This is a genomic window from Dapis brunnea BLCC-M229 (assembly GCF_050015995.1).
Lineage (GTDB): Bacteria > Cyanobacteriota > Cyanobacteriia > Cyanobacteriales > Microcoleaceae > Trichodesmium.
Genome location: NZ_JBNHEP010000078.1, coordinates 49914 through 71823 on the forward strand (window position 1 = coordinate 49914; position 21910 = coordinate 71823).

Sequence of the window (21910 nt, forward strand, 5' to 3'; positions counted from 1 at the left end):
CAAAAACTGTAACGTTATAGTTTTTAGAACTACATACATGGTCTTTGCGTAAGTCCTAATTAACTCTCAAAGCATTGTTGAGAGATAAAGGCTTTAACCTTCTAGGATCGAAAAAAGTGCCAGCTTTTAGGTCCAAAAAGCTTAAAAAGTTAGCATTTTGGGCTGACTACGGCATAAAAATCAAGGGACAATTCTTCCGACTACCTCCTCTATAAATTCCCATTAATCCTGACTCCGTAGGGACGTTGCATGCAAGGTCCCTACCTCCCGACTCCTACCTCCATAAACCCTAGGTAATAGGTGTTGAATCTAAGCGACGAATAGCTACTACTGAAGGTTTCGGAGGATCGTTAACTTTTTTAGTCGGCCAGTTAGAACCCATGGGTACTGTACGATTTTGCATAAAATCCAAACCATCTATTGTTTTCATGGCAAACTGACGAGTTTCTGAGGCCATATCTTGACGGATGCCACTATTTTCTCCTGGATGTTGAATTGCTACAAATAAAGTTTTCCCATCTTTGGTAAAGAACGGCCCACAAGTTTCAGTTTCTGTTGGTGCAATGCCAAACAAATAAGCTTCTCCAGCATTAGGACCGGAGGTGGGAATATACCAGATTGAATTATTACCAAATAAACCACAAAGACTTGGCTGGTTCATTGGTTTGCCATCCTTACCCATTCGATTCTCAGGCACTGTTTTATTATGTTTACTGGTACTCATATCTGTTACCATCCAGAGATTTCCCTTGTCATCAAACTCTAGGTTGTCAGGATTAGAAAATCCTAAGCCACCATTTGTTGGTTCTCCTCCTGTGGCAAACATTTGCCAACGAAATGTCATGGCATCTGGGCGATCGCCATCTTCAACTAAACGCATAATCCAGCCATATTCATAAGCTTCACCATCTGGACCTTTAAATATACGTTTGTCTGGACTACCATCAGATTTACTGGGATATCCAGAAGTAAAGGCAATAAATAGACTGCCATCTTTAGCAACTTGAGTATCTTCGGGACGGGCAGCACAAGTAACGCCAGCAGCATTGGCCGCTAAATGAGCGTCTATCAGAATTGCTCCTTGTTTTGCTTCTCGGTCTCCTTCATATAAGTCCCCCAAAGTTTTATATTTTTGTTTAAAAGCTTCTATTTCTGCATCTTTTGTGGCTTTGAAGCTACCACCTTCTGGTCTTTGGGGCAAATTAATCATACTGTTAACATGGACACTTGGTAAATCTGGATTAACGGGGGTATCTTCTTTTAAAGGAATCCAACTACCCGTACCATCAGAATTAAATTTTGCACCATATAACATTCCATTTGTCAATAGTTGGGAGTTAGATTTGTCTGTGGGGTCTTTGACAATATCTTGACTGACAAATTTATATAGATGACCGCTACGGCGATCGCATCCTGAATAAAAAGCTAAAGGTTGGTTTGCTTCTGCTCTAATACCGACTGCTTCGTGGCGATAACGACCCAACCAAGTATGTTTTGTACCATAGTCATCGGGATTAGCTGGGTCTACTTCTACCATCCAACCATATTTATTACCAGCTAAACCAAATGCACTTCCCAGACCAAATACTCCTTTTTCACCGATAAATACAGAATTTCCTTGGTTAGGGTCAACAGGAGTACCATCAGGATAAACTGGTTCAATTACATAAGCTTGAAAATTTTCTTCGGCACTAAAGACTGTTCCCCAGGGAGTAGTACCACCTGCACAATTACTAAAACTACCGATAATCTTATCCCCTAATTTATCATCATAACCCTTACCTTTTTTGTTAAATACTGCTACTGCGGGTCCTGTTGATTTTAAATAGCGTCCGTCTTCTAATCCTGAAATTCCTGTTATTCGGCGGTCAAATTTTGAGTTTGTTCTTACCCATTTGCCATCGGGTTCGCGACGAATGGAAATAACACCTATTCCCATGTCGATCATTGCTTCTTTGGCAATTGTAATTATTTGTTTTTTTACAAGACTTTTATCTAATAATTCTTGAGAATTAATATCTGATTTTGCTGCTGACTGAAATGCTGATGCTATCTCTAAAAATGGCAAAGATTTACCAATTACTTTTTGATAAGTTGTTACCCAAGTTAAGGGGCTAATATATTCAAAGTTTATAGTTAATAATCCTTCATTTTCTCCTGTTTCAATATAGGAAAGATAGTCATTATTGTAGCCAAAACGGGAATCTCCTATTTTGTCACCCCAAGAACCTATAATATCGTAGGTAAAACCTTCTGGAATGACTAAATCATCTACTACTTCGTATGTGCTATAATCATCCATTGGGAATTCTTGATTATTGGTTGCCAAAGGCATTGGGCTTTTGACTGGTTGGAAGTTAATATTATTGGTTAAAGTGCTACTTATTGGAGATTTTTCAGTGATTGGAGTTGAAGATTTTTGTTGACAAGAACTTAGAGTAATTGTTCCGGCACTTGCTCCAAGAAATAGGAGGAATTCTCGACGTTTAATGTTCATAGACAAAGAAGCAATAAGTAAGACTCTTTATTATACCAATTTGCTGAACTTGCCACATTATTTTTACCGAAAAATTAAGGTTTAAAGCCTCCCCTTTTAAGGGGATGAAAAAAATATTTGGTTCATTATTTCAAGCCTCTGGGTTTCCTGCGGAATGCTGCGCAAACAGCCAGAGGTACTGATAACTGATAACTGATAACTGAAATGACCCACCTGCGTGTAGGTGGGTTCCGCGTTAAGTTATATCATGTTCGGATAATCAGTGATAAAAAAGTTTTTGTTTGTAGTAGGGCTTTAGCCCAAAGTGCACTTTGGGCTAAAGCCCTACTACGAACTTTAATTATAATTATTCACATTGATATGGTATTAATGGCGTTACAAATTATCATAATGAACCCGCCCCTACGGTTGTGAACGCTGTTGTTTCGGGGGCGGGTTTATTTAACTTATGGGGAAATGTCAATGATGGGTGGTTGAACCTGCCCCTACTGCGCATTGGTTATGGGGGTTTGGGGGCGAGTTGATTTAATTTCTAATTTCTGGGGAAATATCAATGTTTGTGGCTGAACCCGCCCCTAATTTCTGATTTCATTCTGACTCCTGACTCCTGACTCCTGTCTCCTTCTGACAATTCCCGCCCCTACTAGGGCGTCTAGCTTGAAAATGTGGGTAAAGAGCGAGTCAATGAAGACCTCTCCCCCAACCCCTCTCCTGCAAGGAGAGGGGAGAAATACTCCCCCTTCCCTCCTCCCCCCTTTCAAAGGGGGGCAAGGGGGGATAGGAAGGGGGCTCGGGGGTTAGGTTTTTGCTACGGTGGTGAAGACCATTGTTTCGGGGCGGGTTGATTTAATTTATTGGGAAATGTCAATATTTTGGGTTGAACCCGCCCCTACTTTCTGATTTCATTAACTACCGACTTCAGGCAGTAGTCACTGATAACTGATAACTGATAACTGAAATGCCCCTACCAACTCACAGAATAATTGGGAAAACGATTCGCTTTAATAAAGTCCATCGCTGTTTGTGCTATCTGTGGAATTTCGATTTTGACAATTTTTTCGACCAAAAAAGGTAAAGGAATTTGACCGGGGGATACCTTGGTTTTGGGAACTCTACTCAATATCCCTCTCAATATTGCTTGTCTTTGGAGTTTTTTCTTCTGGATTATTTGTCCTGGTCTTGTTTTCGGTATTGGTCCTTAAACTGGTACCATTCCAGAACTATCAGGAAAATTTTGCAGAACTAAAAGGAGAGAAAAAATCATATCTGATGAGAGAGGCGGGAATAATCTATCTCAAGAATAATCTCAGGAGAGGCGTAATTTGCTTTAATTGCTTTAATAATTTATGTTATTATGGGCGCGTTTCTTTAGATTTATTTTACATTCAGAAAGGAAAAAACACCAGGCGGGTGCATTTTCACACAATTTTAAAATTGGGGTGGGTTCGGTGGGCGACAAAGTTTAGGATTTTCAGGGGCTAGCCATGATTCTTTAAGGTATTACTTACATATAGATGACAATAAAGGGGGTAGATAGGAATGAGAAACCATGAGATATTAATAGTCAATTAGTCGCCTTTTCCTTTCTGTATCTGAATCCGGTTATATAATACATATGACTTTTATATATGGTCTCCCCAAACTTCCCACACCCCCTATATGGACATATTCAACCGGATTTGATATGACTCCTGACTCCTGTCTCCTGTCTCCTAAACTTTCAAACTGTAAATTTTTTGTGTTTCTAAATTTTCCATAACTGTCAATAATTCAGTTATTTCCAAACTCTGACGTTCGAGTTGTACCTGTAAGGTAGTCATAGGATCGGAACCAGAAGCAATGAGAAATTCCACTTTTAAAATATTTTCCCACTGCGATATTTCTGTTAAGACTTTAGCGATCGCCTGCAAATAAGGATTATTTGATTGTTGATACCATTCAGATGTAATTAATGTTGCTTTTTCTAAACCAAAATTAACTATTAAAGGTGCTTCAGCAAAAACTGCTGTTGCCACTGCTCTAGTTTCTTCCCGCAACAGAAAATCATCTTCTTTGATTAAACTGCGTAATTTTTCCAAATATTCATAGCGCTTTTCAAGGGGAGATTTCAAAGTTTTAACCAAAGAATTATCAACAAATTTTCCTTCTGTGTTTTGATAATTCCAATCAATAGCAATTGTTACTAAATAACTGCGTAACAACATATGACCTAATTTTTGCGCCTTAGTCGCCAAATAAGTAGAATTATAATCTGTTGTTTCAATTAACAAAGGAACTCGATCTACTACTTCAATTCCATAACCATTTAAACCTGCTATTTTCCGGGGATTATTTGTAATCAAACAAATTTTCTTCACACCCAAATCATGTAATATTTGTGCTCCCACACCATAGTTGCGTAAATCTGCTGGAAAACCTAATCTTTCATTAGCTTCCACAGTATCTAATCCCATATCCTGCAATGAATAAGCTTTCATTTTATTAATTAAACCTATTCCCCTACCCTCTTGTCGCAAATAGACGACCACTCCCGCACCCGCATTTTCTATCATTTTCATCGCTGCTTGCAGTTGCATTCGACAGTCACAACGGAGGGAACCGAAAGCATCTCCAGTCAGACACTCAGAATGTACCCGCACCATCACATCTTTTTCCGGAAACTCTTCTGGATTTCCTTTAACAATAGCTACATGTTCCGAGTTATTTTGAGTATTGCGGTAGGCATAAATTTGGAACTCACCAAATTGGGAGGGTAACTTAGCAACAGCTTCTCGGTAGACAAAGCGATCGTGTCTGATCCGATAACTGATAAGATCGGCAATACTGATCAATTTCAGATTATGAGTTTGAGCATATTCTATTAATTGAGGTAACCTTGCCATCGAACCGTCTGGGTTTTGAATTTCACAAATAACCCCCGCTGGATATAAACCTGCTAATCTAGCTAAGTCAACAGAAGCTTCTGTATGACCTGCTCGTTTTAATACTCCTCCTTCTTTAGCTCGAATGGGGAATACATGACCGGGACGACGTAAATCTTCTGGTTTGGTAGTAGGGTTAATGACAGCTTGAATAGTACGCGCTCGGTCTTCTGCTGAGATACCTGTAGAAACTCCCAACTGTGGGGAAGCATCAATACTAACAGTAAAAGCTGTTTGGTTACTGTCAGTATTTTTAGTAACCATAAGTGGAATATCTAATTCGTCAAGGCGATCGCCTGTCAATGACAGACAAATTAGACCTCTAGCTTCTACTGCCATAAAGTTAATCATGTCTGGAGTAGCAAATTGAGCTGCACAAATTACATCTCCTTCATTTTCTCGATGTTCGTCATCGACTACTACTATAGACTTACCTGCTTTAATATCTGCTAGTGCAGCATCAATAGAGTCAAATTGAAATTGTTCGTTTGGCTGTTTATTCACAGATAGCTTCCCTGGTTTTGTCATTTTTTTCAAAATATGTTTAAAAGTATACAAATATTATAACTATATACAAAGATTATAGGGTTTCCTAGACTACGGAAGTATAGTAACAAGAATGAATAAATTAGTTATAGAGTTGAGAATATACCTTACAGCAACTTGAAGACTCTATTAAGTAATTGAGTTTCAGATAGAAAATATCATACAATAATTGGAAGTAAATAATATGAAAGGTAGAATTTTTACAGAACAAGAACGTCAAATACTTGCAGATATTATCGTTCATCGTCGAACAGAATTTGGGGAAAACTTTATTAATGAAGAAATTCCCGATACAAAAATTGAGCGGTTACTTTTAGCTGCCTTACTTGGCCCTTCAGTTGGTTTTTCCCAACCTTGGGAATTTGTAATTATTCGTGACTCATCAATCAAAGCCAAAATCAAGGCATCTTTTGAAAGAGAAAATGAAAAAGCTAAAGAAATCTTTAAAGATAGACCGTTATATAATCATTTTCAATTGGAAGGAATTACCACAACTCCTATCAACATTGCTGTTTTTTATAAACCCTCACTTGCTCCTGTTATGGGTCAAACAAGTATGGAGAAAGTTGGACCGTACAGTGTTTGTCTGGCAATTCAAAATTTGTGGTTAATGGCTAGAGCTGAGAATATAGGGTTGGGTTGGGTAAGTATTTTAGATGAAAAAGAGGTAAAAACTATTCTCAATGCTCCTCCAGAAAATGAATTAATAGCGTATTTATGTTTAGGTTATGTCACAGAATTCACAGAACGTCCTTTGCTAGAAATTGTTAACTGGGAAAAGCGTAAATTAAAGGAGGCAGTGATTTATTATGATGGTTATAACGTAGAATGAACAGTTTCTTTGGTATCTGAAAAATTACGATCTATACTTGTGGCTAATAGACTTCTCCAGCAAATAAATAATACTATGTTCGGTAGAAAAGTTATAATTAGGCTAGTAGTTGGGCTTGATCAATAAGACAAGTATTTAAAGGGCTAAAGCCCAACTACAAACAAAAAACTCTGTTATACAGCCCTTTTCAGTTGAGTAGACCACTAAACTCATTGTTAGGAGTCAGGAGTCAGGAGTCAGGAGTCAGGAGTTAGGAGTTAGGAGTTAGTATAAAAGCCCTCGTTCTTCAAATTATGACTGAATAAATATACGATACTTAGGGTTTCTGGAGGAGACTGTGGTCTATCAAGCATGAAAACTGCAATTTGAGCGATCGCTCAAATTACTCAAGATGATGCCGTGGGTTGATTCTATTCATTGTGGTTTATTCATATGAAAACCGCTGTAAGTAATTATCCAAACACATTAAGCTGCTTGATAAAACTGATACAAAGCGTCACATAACGTGACTTCTTGATGTGTATGGACGTTGCATGCAACTACCTTCTACTGAGGCCGTCGGCGGTTACTCATCCACAGGGATTGACAGGTTTTGCCAACGGCATCTCTAAAGTCTATACTTACATTGGATTGTCAATAGACATCAGAACAAAAGGTTCTCAAACCCTCACTGCGCTCTTCCCAGTAGCGAGCGGGATTTTTGCAGAAGTAGTGAGGTCTAATAGATAGACTGGCAGAAATGTTTAAGCAGCCATTAGTTTAGAACCGATTACCAAGCCTTAATAATAACCCATAATTTAATTTTGTTCCCCAAAAAATTTATTTTATTTAGAATTTACACCAATAATAGCGATCGCTTCCATAATACTAGCCCAGTTTTAATTTTGATTTGCATTTTTTTTTAGAGGTTGCTCACACTTACCTGCAATTTTAGCCTAGACGCCCTAGTACTGGCTGCCTGTTGCCTATTGCCTCTCTCAACTAGGAAGTTTTATGCAAAGTCTCTACCGATTTTGTAGTTTACTCAACTGTAAAATCATATAAATGCCAATTTATCCCTTTTTTTTACATAAATTAGGTCGAGTCTATTTAGGAGAATTTTATTTCAAGTTTTATCAAAAATAAAATATTTGCATTTGACAGAAATTGCACAGTTATAAAATGCAAAAAAATCATCAAGTTTAAAAAACTAATAATAAGAATAAAAAATTATTCACGCATTGTAAATAGGAATTTTATTGCGAGTAAATACCTAAAAATGCCGAATAAAATATTAATTCTGTGTATATTTACTAGAAATTTACAATTTTAAAATAAAGGTTTTTTCATAATTTTTCTATGATTCATATCACATAAAAATGAGTAATAAATCACTTTATTTAACGATCTAAATTACCGCTAAATAGCTGAATCCTTACGAAGATAGTGAAGAGTTAAAAACAACACACACACAACCATACAATGAAACGAATTTTTAGCGTCGGTACAAAACTTGCCTTAACTGCTTTACTATTAAATGCTTCTTCTCAAAAGGCAGAAGGTTTCGCTTTAACTGATGGAGTCTTTAGCTTATTTTTAGAATGTAATAATGACGGAACAGCCCTAGTTTTTGAAGGAGTAGATGGATGGCAGTATAGCCAAGATGCTACTGGGGATATGACTGATGGTGATAGTTATGACCTTACTGGAATGGGGGTTTTCCAAAATGGTAACGAGATGTTTGTTGCTATTGGTGGAAATATGCCTTTATTGGGTACGGGTTTAGACCGCAATTTAGATCGAATTTTCCCAGGAGACTTATTCTTTACTCCTGCGGGTCAGAATTTCCAACAATCTATGGAAGCAGGAAACCTGCACGCTATTCACTTTTCAGGTAGTTCAGACTCGGGAGCTGATTCAGGTTTAGGAGTTTACAAAAATGTAGCTGCTAAAGGGGTAGGGATGCAGAACTTTGGGCATCGTACTCTTGATAACTATGAAGCTTTAGTTGATTCTAGCGAGAATAACTTCTACGGTAATCTTGGAGCAGATAACCCTTACTTTAATGGCAATGGTACTGGGTACAATGTGATTGCTGGAGGTGACAGAGTTGCGAATGATGGTTTTCAAATGTTGACTGCTACAGAACTGACAGCAGAAGGATTCAATCAAAACTCTTTGGGTGGAACTGAGTTTTTTGGCTTCAAGTTCAATCTGGATGCTATAGTTCCTCCAGAGCCTCCAAAAGATATTGAAACTCTCAAAGGAATTGGTGAAGGGTACGGTTTTGATTGGGATGGTCAAGGTTGGGATGGGCAACTAGACAGCTTTGAGGGAACTATCGGCAATTTACAAACTGAAATTGATAACATCCAAACTGAAGTAGAAGGTTATCAAGATAAAATTGATGCTCACCAAGCACAAATAGATACTTATAATGAACGTCAAGCTGCTGCTGAGGCAGAAGTTAAACGTTTACAAAAACAGGAAATAAATCCTCTTAACGGAAAAAATAATAACGCTGCTAAGAAAGTTCCTGGCGGAGAAGCTAACAGTCAAATTAAAAAAGAGTTGAGCGCTCGCAATCAAATAGTTAACAATCTGAATGAAGTTGAGGAAACTATTAGTGAGAACCCACAGAAAATTATTGACGCTGAAGCTAAACGGGATCAAAAACAAACTCAACTTGGTAATGTTCCTACCCAAGAGGAAGCTCTTGAACTGGCTAAACAAAAAGCAGACGAAACAACTAAAGATGCTTATGTTGCAGTTGCGGAACTTGAGTCCCAAAAAGAAGCTTGGGAAGAATATAAGCAAGAGAAGAAATGGGAAAATTCAAGCTTGCAAAAAAAGCTAGAGCTACAGAGTGAATATGATGGATGGATAGAGTTACGTAACGATGGTAGTCTGGCAAAGCAAGAACAGGAGTTGATTTTCCTTAACGAACTTATTGCTGGTTTTGAAACTGAAGTTGAAAATGAGCGTCAAGGAAAAATTGACAAACTTCAGAAGCAAGTAAACAATTTTCAAAATAAGATTGATACTCTCGAACAAGAACTTACAGATGCGATAAGTAGCAAGCCACAATTAGAACAGGAATTAGATGATTTTTACAATCAACATTTCGATAGTGATAATGATGAGAGCTTGCAGCAAAAGCTGGCAGATATCAGGGATAATTCTGAAGAAAAATGGGAACGGCTAAATAATAAAAATAATCGAACTCCTGCTCAGGAAAAAGAAATGGCTTTCCATGCACAGAATATTATTGATACCCAAAAGCTGCTCGACGAAATTGATGGCACGACTGAGCAGTTATCTATTGATAATCTTTTAGATGAAGCTAACGAGCATTTCAATACTTTGAAAGCAGAAGCGAGGGATAGCGATCGCCCAGACGGTTTAGATAGCAATAATTTTAAAACCTACACTGATCAAGATTTAACTGTAAAGATTCCTGTTTACGATGAAGATGGGAACATTGTTGATTATACTACTCATAAATTTGACGCTGAAGATCTAACTGTAGAGATTCCTGTTTACGATGAAGATGGGAACATTATTAATTATACTACTCATACTTTTGACAGAGTGCAAGTAGGCGACCCGAAAACTATTGGCAGCGAGTATCAGCTCCGTGAGTTTGAAGCAAGATTATTTGAGGTTGCTCGCAATCAGCGGGAGCAAGTGAAAATTCAAAATAAAGCGCTTAGTCAAAGTGAAGTTGCCTTGTTGCAAGAGGATGTAGAGAGTCGCAATGAAGCAGAAAGTCAAAAAGCTGATGTTATAGCACAACAACAAGACCAAATTGAGCTTCAAAATGATTTGCTCAGAGATATTGAAGAAACTCTTGTTCCATTTATTGATGAAGCGATCGCTGCTGAGAAACGGGAGAATATGGAGGAGCGACTTGCTGCTGCCGAAGTTGAAAATCAGCGCGAGCAAGAGTTGGAAGAAGAGTTCGGTGTACGAACCGATAGGAATATTGGTGGAGTTCCTACTACCCGTGAAGAAGCCTTGACTCGTCTGAATGATACAGATTCAGTCAGCACTCCTGAACCATCTTCACTAATGGGCTTAATTGCTGTAATTGGAGCTGGTTTTGCTTCTTTGGGTCGTCGTTACAAACGTTGATAAGTTCCTATAGTCAACTGTTTGATAGAGGTTTTGTTGCATGAAAGTATATAGCTGTCGGTAGACTTCCGAGATGTACTTTATAAGTTATCAGAAACCGGGTTTTTGTGATGAAGACTGTTATTATTGTCAGGTACTTCAGAAAAACCCGGTTTCTGCGCTTGAACTGTTCTAACTATTGTCCAATAGATGAATTAAACATCAATCTCCCGAAAGCGATCGCTTCCTCTGACTGTATCTAAAAAATGAAAGTTATAAGAAACCTGGTTTCTAGGATGCTAATGTTATTATTGTGAGGTACTTCAGAAAAACCCGGTTTCTGCGCTCACAACTGATACTGAAATCAGAAACCGGGTTTTGGGGATGAAGACTGTAAAGATTGTGAGGTACTTAAGAAAAGCCCTGTTTCTGCGCTTGAACTGTTCTAACTATTGTCCAATAGATGAATTAAACATCAATCTCCCGAAAGCGATCGCTTAACTGATAACTGAACTTAGGCCAGGTATGATGAAAATAAAAATTGATTCCCAAGGGCTAGACTTTGATTCGGGCTGGAGGCGTGAATCCTAAAAGCATTGATAGATAAACGGTTGAGCATTTTCTACCAGAGATTTACGGAAAGAGGAATGTTTGCGAGCGTTGAAAATAGTCAGAAGATTTACAGCGATATGAAAAATTCCTTTGGATCAGAATATTTACGGAAACAATGTTACTTTTAAGAAGATTTGGTAAAGTTGGCAAAATGCTCTTGACAGTAGGGGGGGAGAGAATAGAGTAAAAAAAGTTAACATACAACCAAGCAGTAAGTGAAAAATGAAAAATTGGAACAAAATTAGTCAGTATATTGCTGCTAGCGCTGGCGCTGCTCTACTAGCTTCCTTTGCCACCTTGGCTACACCGAAGACCGCAAGTGCTGCGACCTTATCTTTTGACGAATCCATAAACCAATGGGTGTCGGACAACGAAGCGGAAGCCGTCGATCGGATAATGAATTTGGAGATAGGTGGTAAAAAATATAATGTTACATTCGAGTCGAAGTCCTACGCTTCTCTGCTAGAGGAGCAACAACAGGGCATTGGTTCTTTCGGCTACACGAACTCAACAGACGCGGCATCGGCGGCGGAGGCAATAATGAATGTTCTGGGAGACTCTTTTTCTACCAATCACTTGGCTTTTGGGCCCTTTGTCTTCATCGATGATAATTTCAAAGTGATGGAATCCATTATTAGTACGGAACTTAATACTAATAGTGACAGGTTTGTGATCGATTGGTATGGTGATGCGAAAAGAGATGTCCAGATGGACCTGCTGGAGCGAAGCGGAGTCAGACAGCAAATGACACGGGGCGCTGAACGGACGATCTCAGAGCTGGCGGTGTTCGAGGAGGCGGAGCTAGGAGGAGGTGGAGGAGGTGTAGCCTCAACTCCCGAACCATCTCTAATTTTTGGTTTTATCACACTAGGCGGTTTAATGCTAGGTAGCAAAATAAAGAACAAAAGCTAAAAAGCACCAAGAGATGGGATTTTTTCCTTCTCTTTTTTTCTCGACGATACCTGGCACTTCGGAAGTCAGAAGTTAGAAGTTAGGAGTCAGGAGTCAGGAGTTAGGAGTCAGGAGTCAGAATGGAAGAAGGAGTCAGGAGACAGGAGTCAGGAGTCAGAATGGAAGAAGGAGTCAGAATGAAAAGAGAATCTGCTAAAAGTTTTCAGGATCTGATAGTTTGGCAAAAAGCACATCAACTCGTTTTAGAGGTATACCGCTTTAGCAGCAACTTTCCCAAAACCGAAACCTACTCCTTAACTTCTCAGTTAAGACGAGCATCTGTATCAGTGCCAGGTAATATAGCAGAAGGCTTTCGGAAAAAAGGATTAGCAGACAAAATTCGATTCTTGAACATTGCACAAGGTTCCCTAGAGGAGTCGCGATATTACTTAATTTTGGCAAATGACCTTGAATATGGCGATGCTTCAGAACTTCTACTAAATTTAGAAGAAGTAAGTAAATTACTAGATTCTTATCTTGCTGCAATTGAACAACGCAGACAATCTCTTTAGTTGGGAGTCAGGAGACAGGAGACAGGAGACAGGAGAGAAGAGGAGGAAGTTTTTTGCTCGCGTCAGCTCCACGGAGTTCTATCGCGCTCTTATATAGAATCCGAATCCGGGTAATTAGTTATCGTATCACGCTAGGAGTCAGGAGTCAGGAGTCAGGAGAAAGAAAAGATTTGAATAGCATGAAATTTTAAATTAGTATTCATACTTAACATCTGTATTAAGATGAAGTAATTTTGCGATTACTGTATAACCGGATTTTATATTATCTGGACATAATATTACGCAAAGAAACCCGGTTCTTCATTCTGACTCCTGTCTCCTGACTCCTTCTTTCATTCTGACTCCTGACTCCTGTCTCCTGACTCCTTCTTCCTAAATCACACCGACAACATAATTTGCGAACCTTGAGCTGTTTTACTAACTTCAATTCGAGCTTGAAAAGCTTCTTTAAAATGAGGAATATGAGTCACTGTTAATATACAAGAAAAATCCGCAGAAATAGCATTAATAGCAGCAATTAATCTGTCACATCCCTCGGCATCTTGAGTGCCAAAACCTTCATCAATAATCAACAATCGTAAGGCAGTACCGGAACGCTGTGCTAATAATTTTGACAAAGCTAAACGAATAGCAAAATTAACTCGAAAAGCTTCACCTCCCGAATAAGTTTCATAAGGTCTGGTTCCTTTTGTATCTGCAATTAAAATATCTAATGTATCTATCCATTTAGCATTTTTCTTACTGCCTTTTGTCGCTTTTTGGGTAACGAATTGAACGTGGAGTTGATTGGCACTTAATCTTGCCAAAATTTGATTAGTTTCTGCCTCTAACTGGGGCAAAATATTCTCAATCATTAATGCTTGAATTCCCTTTTTACCAAAAGCTAAACTTAACTCCTGATAAACTCGATATTGTCGTTTAATAGTTTGTAATTCTTCTAATTGTTGACTATTCTGAGCTTGCAAATTTTCTAAATGTTGTAACTGCTGTTGTACTCTGCCTAAACTTCCTAACTGTTCGTCTAATTGCTGACGGCGCTCTTGAATTTTTCTGTCTAAATAGATAATTTTTTCATCCAGGTCTGGAGTTTGTTCTAACTGTTCATTTAAAACGGAAATCTGACTTTTAATTCCTGCTAAATCTTGCTGTCGATTTTCTATAACTGCCTTTAATTCATTTATTCTTTCGACTAACTGAGGATATTGTTTTTGAGCCTGACGTAATTTTTCAATTCTAGTTAGCCAAAATTGTGCTTTTCTCAACTCCGATCTAATATTATTATGCTCATCTATATCGTACCCAATTTCATAAATTTCTCTCTCAATAACCACAATTTGTTGTTGTACTTGAGAAGTTTGTTTTTGTTGTTCCAAATCTTGTTCCAAACTAACTATTTTCTCCTCAATTTCTGGCATCTGAGCGCGAACTTTTCCTAACTTTATCTCCGCATTTTTAATCTCCCCATACTTAATTTCTGCCCATCTTAATTTCTTTTCTTCTTCCCTCGCCAAACTATGACTCCGGTCATCATAATTAAATTGTTGAATTTGCTGCTCTAAACTGCTAATTTCAGCATATAAATTAACTGCAAAATCTCCCGTATGTAGCGATCGCTCAACTTCTGTTACTTCCTCTAATAATTCTTGCAGCAAACTTTCATCCTTCTTAATATTATCCAACTGTACCTGTAAACCACCCCGGCGCTCCCGCAACTCATCATATTTAGCCAACTCTTGGTCTATTTGTCGATATTCTGTTCTCAAAACCTGAATTTCTCGCTCGGAAAGAGTCAGTTGCTCCCGCGCCACCCACAACAAATCTCTAATTTCCTTTTGCTGAGTTTGATGTTTATCTACCACCAAATGCCAGTGATGTTCGTCCAAAGGGCGATCGCATAAAGGGCAAGGTGGATATTCTTTGACTCCTATTTTACCATTACCTTGATTTAATAATTGTAACTTTTGCTCCAACTCTACCAGTCTAGTTTCATAATCTTTTTTATTGCGAATTACACGTTCGAGAAATTGATGTCTTTCCTGACCTTTTTCTCGTACCCGTTGTTGATAAACTCGCTTATTATCCAGTTGAGCAATTTCCGCGACTACTTCCTGCAAGGTTGCCTGTAGTTGAGGTTGCTTTTGCTGTTGAGTTCGTCGTAGTTGACAGACTCTAGAATTAAGTTCTTCCAAACGTGCGCTCAAACGTGCTTGCCCCTTTTCAAGTTCGGTTTGTAATTTTTGTCGTTGTTGCACTAGGGGAGTAACTTCTACTTGTAACTTATCTAGTTTGCTTAATCTTTCTCTTGCTGCTTGTAGTTGTGCCAAGGCATTTTCAATATCAGAACGCTTATTCAGAATATGCAGGTTTTCTTGTTCCTGCTCTTTGAGAGAATTTAACTGCGCTTGATATTTTTGAATGTTGTTTTGTAGTTTTTCAAGTTGTTGCCGTTGTTTTTCCTGGAGTTGTTGACGTTGGTTGAGAGCATTTTGGTGTTTTTTGAATTTAGCAGATAAACTTTCTTCAGTAGTTTGCAAGTTTTGGAAATGACTATATCCAGCGTTAATTTCATTCTCCTGTTTCACTACTGCTAATAGTTCGTCTTGTTGCTGTTGGGTAGTTTTTAGTTCTTGTTTGAGGCGATAACATTCTTGCACAAGTTTGTCGTATTGTTGTTGTTGACCTTGCAGTAATTTTTCCCAGGTTTGGCGCTCATGTTGTTGGGTTTGGAGTTGTTTGAGTTCTTGTATTTCGGTTTCTTGTTGTTGCTGTAGTTGAGCTAAAGTTGCTTTCAGGTTAGTTTGTTGTTTGGCGATCGCTTCTTTTTGTTGGAGTTGTTTTTCGTTTGCCTCTAAATTTTGTTCTAATATTTCGACTTTTGCCTTAAACTGCCTAGCAATATCTTTAGCTTTTTCTCCCAGAGTGTCATATTGGTCTAGTTTGAGGAGAGAGGCGAGAATTTCTTTTCGTTCATTGGGGCGTTTGAGCATAAATTCATCTGCCCTACCTTGACGCAAATATGCTGAATTTACAAATGTGTCGTAGTCGAGTTTAAGATGTTCGATAATACTTTGTTGGGTTGCTCTGACACCTTTTTGAGTCAGACTTTTAAACTGGGAACCTGTATTAACTTGAAATTCTAGGGTGGGTGACTGACCGCGACGACGACCACGAATGACACGGTAGATATTACCGTGGGTGGAGAATGTAAAGTCTACCCGTACTTCTTTTTCTCCCAGACTGATAATATCGTCTTCGGTTGCAGCACGACTATTTCCCCATATCGCCCAGGCGATCGCTTCTAGTAGGGAAGATTTTCCTGCACCGTTAGGTCCGCAAATACAGGCAGTGTGCAGACCTGTGAAATCTAGAGTTACTTCGTGGTAACTGAGGAAATTTTTGAGTTGCAATTTTTGAGGAATCATTTTGCTATAGTGCTGATATTTGTCAAACTTGACGCTAATGTTTCACCGAGTTATTCTCATTTGGTTGATGTTAATTTTCCCTGTTTTTTCTGTCTTTTATCCGTTGTTTTTTAGACAACAGCTATATTAGTCTGGTTTTTTTTTACTTTATTTTTCACATTTTACATTAACACAAAAAAATGACTATTGTTCTTCTAGCTCTATCTACAAATATAAACTATTGAATTCCCAATGGTAAACTTAATCTAATTTTTTCTATATTTAGTGTGATTATTTTTTGATTTACACTATATATATAAATTTTCTGTTTGAAAAAACAATGTTACAAAACTCTACTTATAGAGAAGAGAGAATAGAGATTCATAGCAAATATTTACCAGTTTGATAAATTAGCTGGGCTTGAACTTAATATTATCAGCAATAGCCTATTTTTTGCAGTCAATTTTTAGCGAGATCTCTTAATAATCTGTGATGATATTACTGACGATCCTCATCCTTAATTGTCTCCGCAGATATGCTAAAAACTATTAAAAATTCTTGAGGAATATTTGACTGGAGATGATATAATAAAAATTTATCAAAACAGAACTTAGGCAGTAACGTTATATAGAAAACATTTGAGAGCTATATAATCACTATTGGTAAGTTTTGTAACTATCAGTTTTGATGTAAAATAAGCCTCCCAATTTAATTTCCTCTATTACCAAACCCACATTTACCGAAACATTCTGGATATTCCCACTATAATTAGTACACTTGCGTAAGTCCTGAAAAAATTATGGTAAATTTAGGAAAGCAATAGTTGAATGTGGGTAAGACTTATATTATGTTCGGTTAAATAGTTATTATAATTAAAGTTCGTAGTATAGCTCTCAGCCCGAAGTGTAGATAGGGCTGAGAGCTATACTACAGGCAAAAACTTTATTATAAGTGATTATCCGAACATGATATTATTATTATATCACAATGTTTTGTTTGAAAAATAGTATTACTCGCTCTCAAAAACTTAATTGAATACCTATGCTATAAGTCAACAAACCCTATCATGTCAACAAATACAAATGCCAAATTCATTCTGATTGTGGACGACAATTCCACCAATCTATCTGTACTCTCAGAAGCTTTGAGTGGTGCAGGGTTTCGTTTTCGAGTAGCAATGGATGGAGAAAGTGCTTTAACCCTAGTGGAGCGGAATCACCCCGAACTGATTTTACTTGATGTGCAAATGCCAGGAATAGACGGTTTTGAAACTTGTCGCCGTCTGAAAGAAAACCCTGCTACTAAATCCATTCCCATCATTTTTACAACAGCTCTTGCTGATATAGAAAGTAAAGCCAAAGGATTTGCCCTTGGTGCAGTTGATTATATTCCCAAACCATTTGACCAGGCTGAAGTGATAGCAAGAGTCAAGGTACATCTGCAACTAAAGCACCTGACAGAATCTCTTGAAGAACAGGTGCGCGATCGCACCACTGCCTTGCAGAAAGCTCAAGTGCAACTGGTGCAGCAAGAAAAACTCTCTAGTCTTGGTGAAATGATCGCTGGAATTGGCCATGAACTTAATAATCCAATTAACTTTATTGTCAGTAATATTGAGCCACTGCAAGAGCATATAACTGGAATAAGTGAGATTCTACATTTGTATCAGCAGGAATATGCTAGACCTTCACCCAAATTAAAGGACGCCATTGAGGATTTAGACTTGGAATTTGTGCTAAAAGATATGGCAAAGATTTTAGAATCCTTGACATTAGGTGCTGAAATGATCGAAAAGATATCAACCTCACTACGAACATTTTCTCGTTCGGATAGTGAAACTAAATCTCTGGCAAATTTGCATGAATGTCTAGATAGCACCCTAATGATTTTGCAACATCGTCTCAAAGGTCAAGGCGATCGCCCCCAAATCCAAGTCTTCAGAGCTTATGGTTCATTACCCTCAGTGCTGTGTTATCCAGGACAAATGAATCAGGTATTTATGAATATTCTAGCAAATGCCATTGATGCTCTAGATGAAGCAATAGTTCAGGGAAAAATGCAGGAGCGAGTTCCCCAAATTAAGATTACAACTAAAATAACCTCTGAAGAACGAATCGTTATCCAAATCGCAGATAACGGAACTGGTATTCCCGAATCCATTCAAGAGCGATTGTTTGAACCGATGTTTACAACTAAACCTGTTAGTAAGGGTACAGGGTTAGGGTTAGCGATCGCTCATCAAATTGTTGTGGAAAAACACAATGGCACACTCAGTATTAATTCCCAACTTGGAGAAGGTACAGTATTTGTGATTGAAATTCCAGTTGAGAATATTTAAAAGCCTTTCCCTCTTGCGCGTCTTAAACCATATCTTAAAAGAGGGAAAATCAGACCTATTTCCCCTTAAATAATTTATGAATTTCATACCTAAAATTAGCAACGCCGTTAAAAATCTTTAGAAATCTCCAAAAAACCAAAATCCAATCAATTACTTCTCCCTATTCCCTTTTATAAAATGAATTTTGCTTGAATACTTATGGTTAACATCTCAAAGTCACAATCTGAGTCAAGCTATACTCCTGAGAAAAAAAGAAAGTCATCCTTATTTTTAGTAATACTCATTCCCTTTTTTCTACAGATTTCAACAGCCGTTGGTTTGACAGGTTGGTTGTCAATTCGTAATGGACAAAAAGCAGTAAACGATCTGGCTAGTCAACTGAGACAGACAACAGCAACTAAAATTGAGCAATACTTAAAAAATTATCTAGAAACACCCCATCTCCTGAATCAAATTAATATTCAGGCAGTCAAACTACAACAATTTGATATTCTGGATGCAGAGATTAGACAGCGCCAATTCTGGGAACAGCTCAACTTGTTTTCTGGGATTGAAAGTATTGCCTTTGGCAGTACCAATGGAGATTTTACAGCAGTCCAATACACCCCTGATAAATCAGAGATTACTCTGATAGCATCAAATGTATCAACGGAAAACAGAATGACAATCTATGGAATAGATGAAATCGGCAATCGAACAGATCTCATCAAAGTTAAATCAGAATTCGACCCACGAACCCGTCCTTGGTATCAAAGTGCAATTCAACAGAATACTGAGTACTGGAGTCCAATTTTCACCTTCTTGAGCTATCCCCAACTCCTCGTTTTACCTGCAAGCACTCCTGTATATAATAGGGATGGCGATCTGTTAGGAGTTTTAGACAGCCGTCTCTATCTATCAGGGATTAATAAATTTCTAGCTAACTTAGAAATTGGCAAGACAGGCAAGATTTTTATCATGGAGCGGGATGGTAGTCTGGTTGCAACTTCTACCCCCGAACCTGTTACGATGCAAACTGAAACAGGTGCAAAACGGGTGAAGGCAGAAGTAGCAGAGAATGAGCTGATTCGTCTTACAGCAAAGACACTAGCAGAGCGTTATAATAATTTGGCAGCAATGGAGAATATAAAACAACTCGACTTTCAACTAAATGGGGAACGTCAGTTTGTCGAAGTTTTACCATACAGTGATGAAAAAGGGTTAGATTGGCTGGTTGTGATTGCTGTTCCAGAATCAGATTTTATGGAACAAATTAATACTAATACTCGGATTACGATTCTTATGTGTCTAGGGGCATTAACTCTGGCAACAGCGATCAGTATTTTAACAACTAGATGGGTGACTCAACCTATTATTCGCTTGAACCAGGCCGCGAAAAATATTGCTACAGGAAAATGGGAGAGCACTATTGATATTCATCGCCAAGATGAAGTAGGTGAACTAGCTGAGTCGTTTAACTATATGGGGAAGCAGTTACAAACAGCTTTTGAAAATCTGGAACACAAGGTTGAAGAGCGAACAGCGGCTTTAGCTGAATCAAATCAACAACTAGAAAAAGCTAAAGAGCAGGCAGAAATTGCCAACCAAGCTAAGAGCGAATTTCTCGCCAATATGAGCCATGAATTACGAACTCCCCTCAACGGTATACTTGGTTATGCTCAAATTATGCAACGTTCTCAAAACTTCAGTGAGAAGGAACACAATGGTATTGGTATCATCCAACAGTGTGGTTCTCACCTGCTAAACTTAATCAATGACGTTCTCGATCTTTCCAAAATTGAAGCTCGCAAGCTTGAACTCCTCTTCACCGAGTTCCATTTTCCTTCTTTCGTTCAGGGGATTGCCGAAATCTGTCGTATCCACGCTCAACAAAAAGATATAGATTTTTACTACACACCCGGTGAGAATTTACCTATAGGTATTCGTGCTGATGAAAGGCGACTCCAGCAAGTATTGATAAATCTCCTGGGAAATGCAGTTAAGTTTACTGATACTGGTAGTGTCACTTTTTGTGCTGTCACACTAAAAGTGACACAAGATTCTACCCAATATAGTCTACACTTTGAAGTCAAAGATACAGGAGTAGGCATGACTACAGAGCAACAAGCAAAAATTTTCTTGCCATTTGAACAGATTGGCGATCGCCAAAAACAGTTAGAAGGGACAGGTTTGGGGTTAGCTATTAGCCAGAAAATTGTTCAACTGATGGATAGTCAAATAAAAGTTAGCAGTATAGCAGGTAAGGGTAGTACCTTCTGGTTTGATGTGGAAGTAGCAGAAGCTAAAGAATGGGGAACAACTTCAAAAACTCTCAATCAGGGAACTATTGTAGGTTATCAAGGTAGAAAACGCCGTGTCTTAGTAGTTGATGACCGTTGGCAAAATCGGTCAGTGGTGATGAATTTCCTAGAAATGCTAGGTTTTGAAATGACTGAAGCAGAAAATGGAAAGGAAGCTTGGGAGAAAATGATAGCATTGCCCCCAGATGTAGTCATCACTGACATAATGATGCCAATAATGAATGGCTATGAATTACTTGAGCGCATCCGTAGCTCGGAAAATTTAAAAGATGTGGTAATAATCGCTTCTTCTGCTAGTGTATTTGAGAGCGACCAACAAGATGCTCTTAATACAGGAGCAAATGTATTTCTGCCCAAACCTATACAAACTAAGGAATTACTAAAAATCTTGCAGCAATATCTGAACTTAGAGTGGGTTTATGAGAAACAGGCAAAGGTATCAGTTGAAGTGGCTCAGGTAGTCGAGACTGATACGGTTATTCCTCCTAGTCAAGAAGTATTGCAAGAATTACTTACCCTAGTTGAGGATGGCGATATTCAAAGCGTTGTAGAAACTGTCGAAGAACTCCAGAAATCACAAGGAACTTCTACTACTTTTACTCAAGAGATTTTGCAACTAGCGAACAGTTTCCAACTTCAACGATTACAAACGTTCATCGAATACTATCTTGATTCAAATTAAAATTCTTTTTAATTTACAAAGGTAATTTTAAATAATTAATAATTACCTCTTATTAAAAACAATAGCTTATTAAAAACAATAGGATTGCTTAAAAAGATTTTTTTTCTTTTTTTCTCCCTGTAGGGCAACAAGGGCAACAGCCCGTAGCGAAGCAAAAAAGAGGCTTTAAACCTTAAGAGACTGTTTGTAAAAAAAAGCTAAAGATGGCCATGAAGAAGTATTTAAG

Annotated in this window: 10 protein-coding genes; 7 read left to right on the forward strand and 3 right to left on the reverse strand. The window is 38.1% G+C overall.

Annotation, left to right across the window (positions count from 1 at the left end; translation table 11 throughout):
- Positions 1 to 289: 289 nt before the first annotated feature.
- Positions 290 to 2497 (reverse strand): PhoX family protein, encoded by a 2208-nt coding sequence (locus ACP6PM_RS08805; protein ID WP_426583737.1) that lies wholly within the window; start codon positions 2495 to 2497, stop codon positions 290 to 292.
- A gap of 204 nt (positions 2498 to 2701) precedes the next feature.
- Here ACP6PM_RS08805 and ACP6PM_RS08810 point away from each other — a divergent pair, with 204 nt between their 5' ends.
- Positions 2702 to 2911, forward strand: a complete 210-nt coding sequence (locus ACP6PM_RS08810; protein ID WP_426583739.1) for a hypothetical protein — start codon at positions 2702 to 2704, stop codon at positions 2909 to 2911.
- 1298 nt (positions 2912 to 4209) lie between these two features.
- Here ACP6PM_RS08810 and ribBA read toward each other — a convergent pair.
- On the reverse strand, positions 4210 to 5946 hold the full coding sequence (ribBA, locus tag ACP6PM_RS08815) for a bifunctional 3,4-dihydroxy-2-butanone-4-phosphate synthase/GTP cyclohydrolase II (protein ID WP_426583740.1): 1737 nt from the start codon (positions 5944 to 5946) through the stop codon (positions 4210 to 4212).
- 202 nt (positions 5947 to 6148) lie between these two features.
- Here ribBA and bluB point away from each other — a divergent pair, with 202 nt between their 5' ends.
- From bluB to ACP6PM_RS08835, 4 genes are all read left to right on the forward strand, one after another.
- Positions 6149 to 6796, forward strand: a complete 648-nt coding sequence (gene bluB, locus ACP6PM_RS08820) for a 5,6-dimethylbenzimidazole synthase (protein WP_426583742.1) — start codon at positions 6149 to 6151, stop codon at positions 6794 to 6796.
- Between the two features lie 1461 nt (positions 6797 to 8257).
- A complete protein-coding gene (locus ACP6PM_RS08825) occupies positions 8258 to 10909 on the forward strand; it encodes an XDD3 family exosortase-dependent surface protein (protein WP_426583743.1) in 2652 nt (883 codons plus the stop codon).
- Between the two features lie 813 nt (positions 10910 to 11722).
- Positions 11723 to 12412, forward strand: a complete 690-nt coding sequence (locus ACP6PM_RS08830) for a hypothetical protein (RefSeq protein ID WP_426583745.1) — start codon at positions 11723 to 11725, stop codon at positions 12410 to 12412.
- Positions 12413 to 12531: 119 nt separating this feature from the next.
- Positions 12532 to 12963, forward strand: a complete 432-nt coding sequence (locus tag ACP6PM_RS08835; protein ID WP_426583747.1) for a four helix bundle protein — start codon at positions 12532 to 12534, stop codon at positions 12961 to 12963.
- Between the two features lie 377 nt (positions 12964 to 13340).
- On the opposite strand, the gene sbcC is transcribed toward ACP6PM_RS08835, so the two are convergent.
- Positions 13341 to 16385 (reverse strand): exonuclease subunit SbcC, encoded by a 3045-nt coding sequence (gene sbcC / locus ACP6PM_RS08840; protein ID WP_426583748.1) that lies wholly within the window; start codon positions 16383 to 16385, stop codon positions 13341 to 13343.
- A gap of 1045 nt (positions 16386 to 17430) precedes the next feature.
- Between sbcC and ACP6PM_RS08845 the strand changes: the two genes are divergently transcribed.
- Both ACP6PM_RS08845 and ACP6PM_RS08850 read left to right on the forward strand, forming a co-directional pair.
- Positions 17431 to 18702, forward strand: a complete 1272-nt coding sequence (locus ACP6PM_RS08845; RefSeq protein ID WP_426583750.1) for a sensor histidine kinase — start codon at positions 17431 to 17433, stop codon at positions 18700 to 18702.
- Between the two features lie 198 nt (positions 18703 to 18900).
- On the forward strand, positions 18901 to 21684 hold the full coding sequence (locus tag ACP6PM_RS08850) for a hybrid sensor histidine kinase/response regulator (RefSeq protein ID WP_426583752.1): 2784 nt from the start codon (positions 18901 to 18903) through the stop codon (positions 21682 to 21684).
- The last annotated feature ends 226 nt before the right edge of the window (positions 21685 to 21910 follow it).